The following is a 13,823-nucleotide window of genomic DNA, read 5'->3' as shown; positions in this document are numbered from 1 at the left end:
ATAGGTGGGCGGAAGGGTGAAGTTTGTTGGAAGCATTCAAAATGGCGTATATCATTCTTTGTCATAAGAATCCGGAGCAGATCAATTTGCTAATTGATAGTTTAACTAACGAGTCCGTAGAGTTTTTCCTGCATGTCGATCAGAAAAGTAATATTGAAGCTGACATTATTCATCGTAACGATATTCATTTTGTGGAAAAGCCTATTGATGTGCAGTGGGGGCATTACAGCCAGATTGAATGCATTTTGAAGTGCTTTTCGCTGATCAAAGAACATGGGGATTTCAATTATATTCACATTCTAAGCGGTCAGGATCTGCCTCTGGCTTCGAATGAAGTGATTCTAGATTTCTTTAAGGGGAATGAAGGTAAGGAATTTGTGAAGTATTTGCAGCTGCCTAATGCTGCGGAAACTTGGGGATGTTACGAGCGGGTCTCAGTTTACTATCCTAGATTCCTCATCTCAAGGACCCGGCGTATGACAGCGATCCGAATGAGGTACATTAAACTAATTATGAGCGTTCCGTTTCTGCAAAGAAGATTAAGCGCTCTGCCGAACGGTTTATATAAAGGCTCAAACTGGATGTCTATTACAGGTGGATGTATGGAATACATCTTGGATTTTACAAAAAGCTCTCCGGAATACGTCAGATTTTTTAGGAACACTTTATGTGGAGATGAAATCTTTTTCCATACGATAATTTTGAATAGTGTTTATAAGATGCATGTGCTGAATGAAATTAAGCGGTATACAGATTGGGAAACAGGACCGGATTATCCTAGAACGCTAACGATTGAAGACTATGATCGGATCACTCAACGGGGCACGGAATGCTTTTGGGGGAGAAAATTTGATCTCGATATCGATAGAACCATCGTTCAGGAGCTCCTTGATATAAATATTAAAGCGAAAACATCGTAAACTCAGGAGGACAATCATATGAAAATCGCAGTTGTTGGAGCAAGTGGAAAAGCTGGAAGCCGAATTACGCAGGAAGCGTTGGATAGAGGTCATGAAGTTACAGCGATTGTGCGGGATGCATCTAAAGTAACAAATAGTAAAGCGAATGTCGTTGAAAAGGATGTATTTGCACTTACCGCTGAAGATTTGCAGGGGTTCGATGTGGTTGTAAATGCTTTTGGTGCGCCGTTTGGACAAGAACATCTGCATGTGGATGCCGGGAATGTGCTTATTGAAGCGTTGAAGGCTTCGCCCGATACAAGATTGATTGTAGTTGGGGGTGCAGGAAGTCTTTATGTAGATGAAGCCAAAACGCTTAAAGTAGTGGATACGAATGACTTTCCTGACTTTATTAAGCCAACAGCGACGAATCAAGCCAAGAATCTGGAGATTCTGCAAGGGACAGATGCACTCTCTTGGACCTTTGTTAGCCCATCTGCTAATTTTGCCATCGGCACAAGAACGGGTTCTTATGTAAAAGGTAAGGATAATCTTCTGGTGAACTCCAAAGGCGAGAGTTATGTCAGCTACGAAGATTATGCCGTTGCTATTGTCGATGAAATCGAACAGCCGCAGCATATTCGTGAACGGTTTACGGTGGGTTCAGAGTCTTAAGTGATAATGAAGAATAACGATTATATATAACAAGAGAAGACAGAGCCGGATTCCAGGCTCTGTCTTCTTTTGTATCATTACAGCTTTCCTTTTCCTTCTGCTAGTTCAGCAATGCGTCTGTTTGCATCTCCGCGGTAGAGTCCGCCATGATAACAAATGACCGTATCGATCTCATACTCAGAGAATTTGTTCAGAGAGGACAAAGCCAGCTCCATGTCAGGTGTGGCGGAAGGAGTGGGACCCTGTAGCTCGCCATCCTGAACGGTCAAGGCATCGGCGGCAATAAGTGTACGGCTATCATGATGGTAAAGACTGAGATGCCCTGGGCTATGGCCAGGGGTATGGATCACCGTGATTCCACCGGCAAAAGGTAACTTTTCTCCATCCACAAGCGTTTGATCCACTTTTCCTTTAGGAGGATGGGCTAATACAGAGAGGAAGGCACGCCGCCACTCCTCAGGTACATGAGCTGGGATCATAGCCGCTGCCGCCGCTAAAGCTTCAGGAGTGTGCTTAAGGAGCATTCGCTCTCCTTGAATATAGGGCTGCTCAATTTCATGAGCCAGAACAGTAAGCTCTAGATCTTCATCAGCCAATAGGGCAGGGAGGCAACCGATATGGTCTAAATCCTGATGCGTGATAATAAGGGTACGGAGCTTCTCCCAAGGCACATTCGCTTCTTTTAGAGCCTCTTTGAAAGTAGAGAGTAGACCCGGGAATCCGGTATCGACGAGTACGGCGGCATGTTCATCCCAGAGTAGCGTGGGGTAAATCGTGTCTTTTCCACCCATAACCTGCGCTGTAATCTCGAGCATTTCTATTCCTTGAGCAATGTACATTATATCCCTCCGTGATTGATAATAAGAGCGACGCCGTGAGGCTAATGCATATATTACTCAAAACTGAAAATAAAAACAATAGATAAATATTTAATTATAACACAAATAAATATTTATGTCAATATGTATCTGATGGATTTTTTGTGGAATTTGTAGGGGATTTTAATGTTAAGAATCTTTTGCTAGATTTTGCCCTTGCCTAAAGCTTTGCGATATAATAATCAAATATAAAAAAGGGAGTTGATGTGGTTTGGAGACATTTCTAGTTGTACTCGTCCTACTTGGGCTTATCGCAATATCCAACATCATAAACCGATTCATTCCCTTCGTGCCGATACCCTTAATACAAATTGGCTTGGGTGTAGTGGTCGTACTATTGCCTTTGGGAATACATATGTCACTGGAGCCAGAGTTGTTTTTCGTGTTATTTATTGCTCCGCTTTTGTTCAATGACGGAAAGCGAACACCAAGAAATGAGTTATGGAACCTGCGGGCTCCAATCTTAATGCTGGCACTAGGCTTGGTATTTGCTACAGTGCTTATCGCTGGATATTCCATTAACTGGATGATCCCCACCATTCCACTCGCAGCTGCTTTTGCGCTGGCAGCGATTTTATCGCCGACAGATGCTGTGGCGGTAAGCGCAATCGCTGGGAGAGTACATCTTCCCAAGAGTATTCATCGTATTCTAGAGGGCGAATCATTGATGAATGATGCCTCTGGCCTTGTTGCGTTTAACTTCGCTATTGCAGCAGCTGTTACAGGCATATTTTCTTTGCCGAAAGCCTCCATTAGCTTTGTGATTATCGCTTTAGGTGGGCTAATTGTCGGAGCAATACTCGCGTTCCTCCTGATTCGGTTCAGTGTATTTATCCGCAGACTGGGGATGGAGGACATCACAGTACATGTGCTGCTGCAAATCCTGACTCCTTTCATTGTGTATCTGATCAGTGAAGAAATAGGGGTATCCGGCATTTTAGCTGTGGTTGCAGCGGGGATAATTCATGCGGTCGAGAAGGACCGTGCGGTCTCGCCACAGTATAAGCTACAGCTGGTATCCGCCAGCACATGGTCTGTGCTGCTCTACATCTTGAATGGCTTGGTCTTCCTTATTCTCGGATTGTCGATTCCAGATGTTATTGAAGTGATCTACCGGGATACAGCGGTGGACAATCTTATGGTGATTGGTTATGTATTAGCGATAACGTTACTGCTTTTTGTGCTGCGTTTTATATGGGTATATGTATTTTCCCTGGCTGGCGCCGGCCTGCAAAAAATGGAAAAATCGTCTATAAAGTCCATGCTAATCCTGACCATTTCAGGGGTGCGAGGCGCGGTTACTTTAGCCGGTGCCTTTTCGATTCCTTTTGTGTTAGGAGATGGCTCACCTTTTCCTGAACGTGATCTAATTATCTTTATCGCTGCGGGTGTGATTCTGATGTCACTGCTGATCGCTAGTATCTTTTTACCAATTCTCGCAGGTAAAGAAGAGCCGGTTGCCGAACCAGGGGACACTGAGGTTGAACAGGCGGCCAAATCTAAGGTCGTTGCTGCCGGGATAACGCTGCTTCAAAGTATGATGACGGAGGAGAGCAAGGATTCCGCACAGCCAGCTTTGAGTGAATTTAGAGAAAAGGTTTATAGTCTGAACCGCGAGGATCAAGCGAACGATCCGGCATTTGAGGAACTCCGTCGGCTTGGGGTTGAAGCAAGGATAGTGGGCTTGCATGCTGAACGCAAAGAGCTGACCCGATTGCTTACTAACAATGAGATTCCTGCCTCAGTGGCTCAGAAAATGGAAGAATTCTTGGATCATAGTGAAGTTTTCTTAGCCAGAAGTCTCAACTCTCAAATTAGATTATCCCTTACAGAGATTAGAAGGCTATTTGCGGGGATGTTCTCAGGACAAAACGAACGGGAAGCTAGCCAACAAATGCTGCAACAGGCTGAATGTGCAAGAAAAGCTAAGATTTCTATGTCCCGCGCAGCAATAGCTGCTGTTAATGCAAGTATGAATGAGAACAACCGAAAAGCAGTAGAGAAGGTTGCATGCAGTTATGAGCAACTAATCTCACGCTTCGAGCAGGGTCAAGGCTGGACAAAGGATGGTCTCGTTGATGATCAAAAGCTTGAATTGAAACTGAAAGCTATTCAGGAGCAACGGGATAAGGTGCAGCAAATGTACCAGGATGGAACTATTAACCGCAAGCTAGCCGGTAAATTACGCAAGTTCGTCGATCATTTGGAAACATCCATTTGGGAGGATTAGCTGTGTTGAACAAAGTAATGGGAGAAAGCTTGTTATTCACTGAAATTCGCGAAGAGCATCTGTCGGATGTACTCGATATTTATAACTATTACGTGCTGAACACTACGGTTTCTTTTCATACCGAGCCTTTAAGTTTGGACGAAATGCGGCAATCAGTGATGAATGATGATCCGCGGTTCAAATCATACGTTATATTATCCTGGGATAATGTTATTCAGGGCTATGTTCTGATTGCTAGACATAAGAGTAAGCCGGCTTATGATAGCTCTGGGGAGATCAGTGTGTATTTGAAACCGGCTTGTGTGGGTAAAAGAATAGGACAGCATGCCTTACGTTTTATTGAAAAGAGAGCTGCCGAACTGGATTTCCATGTGTTAGTAGCTACCGTTTGCGCAGAGAATGAACGCAGTCGCCAGCTTTTCTCAAAGAATGGATATGAACAATGTGCCTACTTCAAGGAGATTGGCTGTAAATTTGGTCGAAGACTGGATATCGCCAGCTATCAGAAAATCTTAGGGGGAACTTAAAGATGAAACTTGCGGAAGCATTAGTGAACCGAAGTGATCTTACCCGTAAAATCGCGCAGCTAAAGCAGCGGCTCGATCGGGTCGTTAAGGTGCAGGAGGGGGAAGATCCGGCAGAGCAGCCGGAGGCTCTTTTGCATGAGCTAGAAATAGCTGTTAACGAGCAGACGATTTTGATTCGAGCGATTAATCGAACGAATTCATCTGTTGCCTTCAATGAGAATTGGAGTATTGCCGATGCCCTAGCCGAACGGGATAAAATGCTTCAGCTGCGGAAGCTGTTTAGCGATTTGCTTGAGCAAGCTTCGATCACTCAGGATCGGTATAGCCGCTCTGAGGTTCGTTTCCAGAGAACGGTAGATGTCGCCCAGATTCAGAAGCAGATTGATGAGCTGTCTAAGTCATATCGGGAGTTGGATTTTAAAATTCAGGAGAAAAACTGGACGGTAGCCTTAATCACACCGTAATAAGCTTTATCACAGCAGAAGGTAACTGATCTTCATAAAGGCGAGTGCAACCCGCCAACAGGAAAAGTTGGACAAATTGACAGATGCCGGGCCATATCTGACCAATCATAACTTAGCCCCGTACTGTAACAACTGTAAAGAGTACCTATTAATGTAACTACCAAGCGCTGATTTATGTAAGAAAGGTGAGGGTGGGGACGGGGATATTTTTGCTGTGGTTAGGCTTTTACATAACATGAACTGGCTCTATTAGGATAGGTATATTCGTCATACATAATGTGAAATAATGTCGAATAAAGTTGAAAAAAGTTGAATAAAATTTGCATTATCGGCCTGTTTTGCCTATCTTATCGCTCGTTATCTTGTATAATTTACGAATACGCACGAGGACTTCCTAAACCGCTGATCTATTCGTATGTTGATTGTACAGGATGAGAGAGTGATTCATTGGCCGAGAAGGTTTAGTGGCCCTTGTCTCTTCAAACATTCTACTATTCCTTTCATGAAAGAGAGAAGTGACAAGTGACCATGAAATCAATTGCCTGGGTAACCGACAGTACATGTACAATCGATCCTGAATTCGCCAAGAACAACCATGTGTATATTGTTCCTTTACGTCTGATTATTAACAACGAGTGTTATAAAGAAAATATAGATATTACGATCGATGAGTTCTATGAGAAAATGCGTCAGCATGATCAAGTAGGCAGCTCACAGCCGCCAATCGGTGAGTTTATCGAGTTATACGAACGGTTGAAGGAAGAATATGATGAGATTATCGCGGTGCATCTTTCGACAGGGCTTAGCGGAACATACAATGCTTCCATGCAAGGTGCTGAAATAGCGGAAGCTAATGTTATTGGAATTGATTCCAAGGTTGGCGCTTATCCGATTCGGGAAATGATCACGCGAGGTATTCATTGGCACAAGATGGGCTTTACTGGCCTAGAGATTAAAGAAAAGATAGAGAATATCATTCAAAATATGTCCTTCTACTTAATTCCTGCAAGCTTGTCCCAGCTTCACCGCAGTGGGCGTGTTTCTGGCACACAGGTAGTGCTTAGTCAATTATTGCGGATAAATTTGCTGCTGCGTTTTGACGAGGGGAAGGTCATTGTTGTGGAAAAAATCCGCACGATGAAGAAGACAAAGCAGGCGCTGTTAGATATCTTTAAACAGGATTGTGGACTTGTTAGCGATGTGTGCATCATGCATTCCAATAATTTAGAAATGGCGCTGAAGCTAGAAGAAGACATCAAAGAAATGGCGCCTGATTTACGTACGGAGATTATGACATACATTCCTGCCGTGGCTGTTCATGCGGGTGAAGGTACCGTAGGACTTTCTTGGATTAAAAATAACCGGATCAATAGTATTTATTCGGAGGTTGAACCTGTAGCAGTACTTGTGTAGATAGGACAGTAAACAAAGAAATCGCTTCTTGGAAGAGGGATGGATGATCCTCATTATACCAAGAGACGATTTCTTTTTTTGAATCTATGAGATGACGTTGTAAGAAGGTTATGCTTTGCTTGCACGACGGCGGAACATTTGTCCGATAACTTCACTCAGTACCAGTCCAGCCGCAATTGCGCCAGAGAGCATTAATGCCCGAACAGCGATTTCTACAGCCAGATTATAGTTCTCTTCCACAAATCTACGCATAGCATCGTAAGCAAGGCCACCCGGAACAAGTGGGATAATACCGCCTACACTAAAAATAATAACCGGCATTTTGAAGGATCGGGCAAACAACTGGCTGACGATGCCCACCACTACAGTAGCCGCAAACGTAGCAACAACAGGCCCACACTCTACATCAAGGATTACATACACCATCCAGCCTACCATTCCAGCAAAACCACACTGCAGTAGAGCGCGCTTAGGCGCATTAAATAAAATACAGAAGGTTGCCGCGGCGATAAAACTGGTTATAAGTTGCAAAATCATGAAGGGCTAACCTCTTTCACATGGAAAATTAAAATAGTGATAGTACAAGCCCAATGCCTGTACCGATCGCAAAAGCAGTTAGAAAGGCATCTGCTCCTTTGGATATGCCTGAGACCAGATGACCAGCCATCAGATCACGAACGGCATTAGTAATGAGTAGACCGGGTACTAGAGGCATCACGGAGCCGATGATGATTTTGTCCATTTCTTGACCTATGCCCAGCTTTACAGAATAGAAGGCTAGAAGTCCGATCAGGAAGGAAGCAGAGAACTCTGCAAAAAATCTAGTCTGCACAAGACGATGCAGGTAGATAACCGCAGCAAAACCTAACCCGGAAATCGGCAATGCGGGGAGAGCATCCCACAAGCTGCCCTTAAACATAACGGTGAAGCAAGCGCCGGTAAGCGCCGCTGCTATGATTTGCAGCCATACCGGATACGCATGTGCGGCATCATCGACCTCTCCTAATCGTGTCCGAGCTTCCTCGGCTGTAATCTGACGCTCGTTCAGACGCCGCGAGATATCATTAACCTCCGAGACTTTCTGCAGATCTGTTGTCCGCTCGGCAATCCGATATAACTTAACGGGCTCCGTTCTATTGGTGGTGAACATAATAACGGTTGGCGTCACATAACTGTGTGCCCCTGGAAAACCGAGAGAAGCAGCCATACGTGTCATTGTATCTTCTACTCTGTAGGTTTCTGCACCGTTTTGCAGCATGATCTTGCCAGCAAGAAGACAGAGATCAACGATTTCATAATAGGTAGTGTTAGTGTTGCTCGTGCTTTCCAACTTCTCCGGTCCTCCCCTGGAATGTTACATATCTATGTGTATATACTTATGATTGTCGCTTCATTGTGTGAAAATAACAACCTCAATATAGCATTATAAACGATATGGGATATATTTTAATATAGTTTCAGAAATAAAATGTATAAAGATGCACTGTTTATTTATAGTGCCCGCCAATCTTTCCGGATCTGTCCTTAAGTTGTCCGGCATCTGTGAACGATGCGGCGCGTCCGATGATCGATTCCCCGTATTTATTCTTCAGCGCATCAGTGGCCCGTTCGAGCTCGCGGTAGCGGGGGCGCGACTCAAATAAGGTTAGCTGATATTGGCTTTCGTCAGACAGATTGGACAGGCTTAGATGAATTCGGCGCACAGGCTGACCTTCCCAATGCTGTTTGAAAAGAGCGAGGGCGGCCTCGTATACCAGCTGGGTTGCATTCGTAGGATCGCTCATCGTAGTCTGTCTCGAGAAGCCGCTGGGGTCATCAAAGCTGGCGCCTTGGCAGCCAACAGACACGACTGCACCATGCACCTTCAGTTTGCGGCTGCGCCTGCACACCAGCTCTGACAGCTCCAAAATGATGGTCTTGATCTCTTGCAGTGTATAGTAATCCCGTGGCAGTGTCATTTGGTGCCCGACGCTCTTGGGTGCTACTTCATAGGTAGCGGGACTTACAGGGCTATCGTCGATGCCATTGGCAATTCGCCAATATAGCTCGGCATCGATATCGCATTTTTTATGGAATTTCTCCCGCATGCGCCATTTCAGCTCGCTTAGCGGCATCTGTGCCAAATGGCCAATCGTTGTGAGGCCCATGCTCTGGAAGTGCGCGGACATGCGGCGGCCTACCATAAACAACTCACTAATGGGCAGTGGCCAAAGTACATCTGGAAGCTCTTCCTGAGTGAGGGTAAATAGACCCTCCGGGTTCTTCTTGGCCCACAGGTCGCAAGCCATTTTGGCGGTAACCTTGGAATAACCTATACCGATACGTGCGCGCACACCTGTATTTCTGCGGATTAAGTCCTGAATGGTCGTAGCGATCTGTCTTGGGCTTCCGAATAAGCTGAGGCTGCCGGTGATATCAATAAACTGCTCATCGATGGAATAAGGTTCTACGAGGTCACTGAATTTGCGTAGAATGTCCGTGATTTGGGAGGAAACATCGATATATTGCTGCATATGTGGTCTGACGACGATTACTTCGGGGCATTTCGCGAGTGCTTCCTTCAAAGTCTCAGCGGTAGTAATGCCAAAAGATTTGGCTAACGGACAAGCGGCAAGTACAATCCCGCTTCGTCTAGCCGGATCTCCGGCGACAATAAGCGGTTTGTTGCTATATTGCGGATTAGAGGCCTTCTCCACGGAGGCGTAAAAGCTCTGACAATCGGATAACAAAATAACACGCTCTTTATTCATAGATTCACACTCTCCAGGTGAGGTAGAGATACGGTAGATGATTTTCTTATTATTATAATACGAACATATGATCGTGTATATTCATATTTTTTTCCATTTCTCTTCAGTCTCCAAGGTGCAGAGACCTGTGGCCACACCCCCAGCGATAATCGTGAGGATGGAGTGGAAGAAGGTTTCTTTGGAAATCAGGAGTCCCCCCGCGCCGATAATTATAAAATCTGTCAAAAAAATGATGAGTCCAAGGTTAAGCGGGAGATACCTTTTGATATATTGAGCAAGCAGATCCGTTCCGCCTGTACTGGCTTTGAACCGCAGCATAAGCCCAAGACCCGTTCCCATTAAAAAACCGCCAATAATGGCGCTGGAAATGGAGCCGAACTCAAAATAATACAGAAAGTGGTACTGCAAAGGACCGAGAAGCTCAATCAGAAACGATGAGGTCAATAAACCTAATACACTATTGAAAAAGATATCGCGTTCCTTCAGCCAGGCTAACAGGAAAATCGGAAAGCTGCAGAGAAGGACAGCTATACCGATTTTGGCATCGGATAAATAATTGATGATGAGGGCTATTCCTATTATTCCCCCATCTAGGATTTTATATGGGACTAGAAAAAAATTAGTTGCTGCTGCAATGAGCAAGCTTCCGATCAGGATGATCGCGTATCTTAATAATGACTGCATATTAACATCTCCACATTAAAGGCATGTCTTATAAATATGCTTGTCACTTCCAAAAAATTGCATTGAAGCAAAAAAACTGATTTCGGGCCTAATCATGCGGACCCAGGAGCCGCTATTAGGCAGATACAAGGTATTTTTTCGAGCTAACGGACCCAGTTGCAGCTATTCCCACAAATGTGGTCCGATTGCGAGCAAATTATGAGCAATAAGAGCTATACAGTCCGAAATTTCCGAAAAATGGGCCGAAAATCATAAATAGGTGCAATAGGGTCCGCAACGTTCAATAGATTTGAGTAACTCACCGCCCAGCCTCCATGCGGACCCAGGAGCCGCTATTAGGCAGATACAAGGTATTTTTTCGAGCTAACGGACCCAGTTGCAGCTATTCCCACAAATGTGGTCCGATTGCGAGCAAATTATGAGCAATAAGAGCTATACAGTCCGAAACTGCCGCAAAATGGGCCGAAAATCACAAATAGGTGTAAAAGGGTCCGTTACGATCAAGATCGAGCAAAAGGTAGCTGATTTCGAGACGTAGACAGCTAGGTTGTGCAACAGGTAACAAATTCTGCGCACGGAGTAGCTAGATTAAGCCATAGGTAGCTAATTACGCACACGGAGTAGATAGGTTGAGCTATAGGTAGCTAATTCTGCACAGTGTAGCTAGGTTGAGCCATAGGTAGCTAATTCCGCACACGGTATAGATAGGTCGAGCTATAGGTAGCTATTCCGCACAGTGTAGCTAGGTTGAGCCCCAGACAGTTAGTTTAACAATGGCTAGCACGTTTAGGAGCAAATTTGGCAGGCGGCGTTCTTTTCAGCAACTGTTCGGACTCAGTTGCTCTTATTTCCATGATTCCGCTCGTTTTGTCACACTATCGGACGCAGTTGCAGCTATTCCCACAAATGTGGTCCGATTGCGAGCAAATTATGAGCAATAAGAGCTATACAGTCCGAAATTTCCGAAAAATGGGCCGAAAATCACAAATAGGTGCAATAGGGTCCGATACGATCAAGATCGAGCAAAAGGTAGCTGATTTCGAGAATTAGACAGCTAGGTTGAGCCCCAGACAGCTAGTTTAAACAATGGCTAGCACGTTTAGGAGCAAATTTGGCAGGCGGCGTTCTTTTCAGCAACTGTTCGGACTCAGTTGCTCTTATTTCCATGATTCCGCTCGTTTTGTCACACTATCGGACGCAGTTGCAGCTATTCGCTCAAATGTGCTCTTTTTCTGCGCAAATCAAGGGTAATAAGAACTATACAGTCCGAAACCTTCGCAAAATGAACCCATATGCTGAAATAGCTGCAATACGGTCCGATACGATCAAGATCGAGCAAAAGGTAGCTGATTTCGAGACGTAGGCGGCTAGTTTGAACAACAGGTACTAATTTCTCGCAGAGTAGCTAGGTTGAGCCCCAGACAGCTAGTTTAAACAATGGGCAGCACGATTAGGATCAAATTCGGCAGGCGGTGTTCTTTTTAGCAACTGTTCGGACTCAGTTGCCCTTATTTCCATGATTTCGCTCGTTTTGTCACACTATCGGACGCAGTTGCAGCTATTCCCACAAATGTAGTCCGATTTGGAGCAAATTATGAGCAATAAGAGCTATGCAGTCCGAAACTGCTGCAAAATGGATCGAAAATCACAAATAGCTGCAATCCGGTCCGCAACGGGGAATGCTATGAATGGATGATTAAGCAGACGCATCTCCGGGGGATACAGAGAGTAGTGTGATGGCTATACAGAGAGTTACTTGTTGATAAGCTTTAGAGGGTCGAGCCGCATAATCAGCGTTGATCTATGGTAAGTATGAGTGCGCCACGCCTAGGAAGGTAAACTGGTAAAATTATTGCAAGAAGCAAGAAGCAAGAAGCAAGAAGCAAGAAGCAAGAAGCAAGAAGCAAGAAGCAAGAAGCAAGAAGCAAGAAGCAAGAAGCAAGAAGCAAGAAGCAAGAAGCAAGGAGCAAGGAGCAAGAAGCAAGAAGCAAGGAGCAAGGAGCAAGAAGCAAGGAGCAAGGAGCAAGAAGCAGCAGAAGGATTTAGGACGGATCACGGGTACACAATAAATGTGCCAAGCGGAGTACTGCTCCATCATAATAGTTACTTAAGTTTCTCCGAGCTAGAGGAGCAACTCGCAACTCGCAACTCGCATCTCGCATCTCGCGTCCAATTAATCCATAGTTGATCACGTAAGCCAGCAGCACACAAGAAAGCTACAGCAGCGCATCGCATTAACAACGAAAACAGCACGCCTCCAATTATGAGGCATGCTGTTTTTGCCGTTATCGGGAATACCGCTTGCGGAAGCGAAGCGGAGAGATTCCGATCTGCTGAGTAAAGCGACGCGAGAAGTAGGCGGTGCTCTCGAAACCGATACGTTCTGCGATCGCAGCTATAGGCATCTCTGTTTTAAGCAGAAGCAGCTTGGCCTGTTCCAAACGGTAATCCGTTAAATACTCCATCGGAGTCAGTCCATATACGCGTTTCATGCAGCGGGCAAGGTAGTTATAATGAAAATGCAGCGCATCCGCCAGAGAGGCATTGGAGAGAGGCTCCGCATAATGATTGCGGATATAAGTCTCTGTCCTCTCGGCGATCTCTACCGCATGACTTTCTGAAGTATCATGCTGCGCCAGATCCATCATCCGCAGCATTTCTTCAAAAATCCTTTGCTGCTCCCAAACTGCACTGGAACGTCTTCCAGTGGACAGCTGTAAAAGCTTCTCAGCTTGTCCACTCCGTTTAAAGGGATCAGGAAGGGGACCAAACTGCGGGATGCGAATGGTATATGGATGAGTAAGAAACTGCCGGAAATGTGTCTCTCGGTTGATATACACGGGCTCGCCATCAGAGCTTGACCAATCTGCGAGGGTATGAAAATGAATCCAGATAAACGAAGTCAGCTCCTCGCAACACTTAACGGAATAATGATAGCGGTCAGGCAGCAGAAGCAGCGTATGCCCAGCCGCAACCTCCCATTGATTATGCTCTTCACCGATAAATAGGCAACCTTGCTCTACAATAATCAGATCAAATAAGCCGATATGGCTTCTATTTGGATGCTGCTCTCCGGGTTGATAAACAGTGTGATTGCATTCCAGAAAATATGGAAAAGGCGGCGCTGCGAAATGTACATAGGAAGGACTCACTGTGTTCTACCTCTCTTTTTATCGTAGTCCGAGCTCAAATTGTCCTTGGAATTAGGAGTGTGAAATAGTACAAAAAAGGGGTTGCTTCTGATTATATTTTTTATCTATTGTACGCTCTATAATTGTAATTAGCGAGTATAAAATAAGGCTA

Annotated in this window: 13 protein-coding genes; 7 read left to right on the top strand and 6 right to left on the bottom strand. The window is 45.0% G+C overall.

Annotated features, from left to right (window positions below; all coding sequences use genetic code 11):
* Positions 1-26 precede the first annotated feature (26 nt).
* A complete protein-coding gene (locus MHH63_RS16260; RefSeq protein ID WP_139329833.1) occupies positions 27-920 on the top strand; it encodes a beta-1,6-N-acetylglucosaminyltransferase in 894 nt (297 codons plus the stop codon).
* Between the two features lie 18 nt (positions 921-938).
* Positions 939-1,574: an NAD(P)-dependent oxidoreductase gene (locus MHH63_RS16255; protein WP_076129952.1), complete on the top strand. Its 636-nt coding sequence runs from the start codon at positions 939-941 to the stop codon at positions 1,572-1,574.
* Positions 1,575-1,651: 77 nt separating this feature from the next.
* Here MHH63_RS16255 and MHH63_RS16250 read toward each other — a convergent pair whose 3' ends face one another.
* Positions 1,652-2,413: an MBL fold metallo-hydrolase gene (locus tag MHH63_RS16250; RefSeq protein WP_248548046.1), complete on the bottom strand. Its 762-nt coding sequence runs from the start codon at positions 2,411-2,413 to the stop codon at positions 1,652-1,654.
* 250 nt (positions 2,414-2,663) lie between these two features.
* Here MHH63_RS16250 and MHH63_RS16245 point away from each other — a divergent pair, with 250 nt between their 5' ends.
* The 4 genes from MHH63_RS16245 (at position 2,664) to MHH63_RS16230 (ending at position 7,086) form a co-directional block, all read left to right on the top strand.
* Entirely contained in the window at positions 2,664-4,682 is a 2,019-nt protein-coding gene (locus tag MHH63_RS16245) for a Na+/H+ antiporter (RefSeq protein ID WP_341144171.1), read from the top strand.
* A 2-nt stretch (positions 4,683-4,684) separates the two neighbouring features.
* Positions 4,685-5,209, top strand: a complete 525-nt coding sequence (locus MHH63_RS16240) for a GNAT family N-acetyltransferase (protein ID WP_341144172.1) — start codon at positions 4,685-4,687, stop codon at positions 5,207-5,209.
* Positions 5,210-5,211: 2 nt separating this feature from the next.
* Positions 5,212-5,673: a DIP1984 family protein gene (locus MHH63_RS16235; RefSeq protein ID WP_339248039.1), complete on the top strand. Its 462-nt coding sequence runs from the start codon at positions 5,212-5,214 to the stop codon at positions 5,671-5,673.
* A 528-nt stretch (positions 5,674-6,201) separates the two neighbouring features.
* The gene (locus MHH63_RS16230) at positions 6,202-7,086 is read left to right on the top strand and encodes a DegV family protein (protein WP_076189809.1); all 885 of its coding nucleotides are present in this window, start codon (positions 6,202-6,204) and stop codon (positions 7,084-7,086) included.
* A gap of 108 nt (positions 7,087-7,194) precedes the next feature.
* Here the strand turns inward: MHH63_RS16230 and MHH63_RS16225 are convergent, their stop codons facing one another.
* The 4 genes from MHH63_RS16225 to MHH63_RS16210 form a co-directional block, all read right to left on the bottom strand.
* Positions 7,195-7,623 (bottom strand): threonine/serine exporter family protein, encoded by a 429-nt coding sequence (locus MHH63_RS16225; protein WP_036685970.1) that lies wholly within the window; start codon positions 7,621-7,623, stop codon positions 7,195-7,197.
* A gap of 28 nt (positions 7,624-7,651) precedes the next feature.
* On the bottom strand, positions 7,652-8,416 hold the full coding sequence (locus MHH63_RS16220) for a threonine/serine exporter family protein (RefSeq protein ID WP_076129956.1): 765 nt from the start codon (positions 8,414-8,416) through the stop codon (positions 7,652-7,654).
* A gap of 157 nt (positions 8,417-8,573) precedes the next feature.
* Positions 8,574-9,836, bottom strand: a complete 1,263-nt coding sequence (locus MHH63_RS16215; protein WP_076189810.1) for a DNA polymerase IV — start codon at positions 9,834-9,836, stop codon at positions 8,574-8,576.
* Positions 9,837-9,917: 81 nt separating this feature from the next.
* A complete protein-coding gene (locus tag MHH63_RS16210; RefSeq protein ID WP_038570150.1) occupies positions 9,918-10,520 on the bottom strand; it encodes a YitT family protein in 603 nt (200 codons plus the stop codon).
* Positions 10,521-12,372: 1,852 nt separating this feature from the next.
* On the opposite strand from MHH63_RS16210, the gene MHH63_RS16205 reads away from it, so the two are divergent.
* A complete protein-coding gene (locus MHH63_RS16205; protein ID WP_341171789.1) occupies positions 12,373-12,708 on the top strand; it encodes a hypothetical protein in 336 nt (111 codons plus the stop codon).
* A gap of 97 nt (positions 12,709-12,805) precedes the next feature.
* On the opposite strand, the gene MHH63_RS16200 is transcribed toward MHH63_RS16205, so the two are convergent.
* Entirely contained in the window at positions 12,806-13,672 is an 867-nt protein-coding gene (locus MHH63_RS16200) for a helix-turn-helix transcriptional regulator (RefSeq protein ID WP_076280856.1), read from the bottom strand.
* Positions 13,673-13,823 lie beyond the last annotated feature (151 nt).

This window comes from Paenibacillus sp. FSL H3-0310 (assembly GCF_038002785.1).
In the GTDB taxonomy this organism is placed as follows: Bacteria; Bacillota; Bacilli; order Paenibacillales; family Paenibacillaceae; genus Paenibacillus_AQ; species Paenibacillus_AQ odorifer.
The sequence above is the reverse complement of the archived record's forward strand: the minus strand, read 5'-3'. Positions and strand labels throughout refer to the sequence as shown.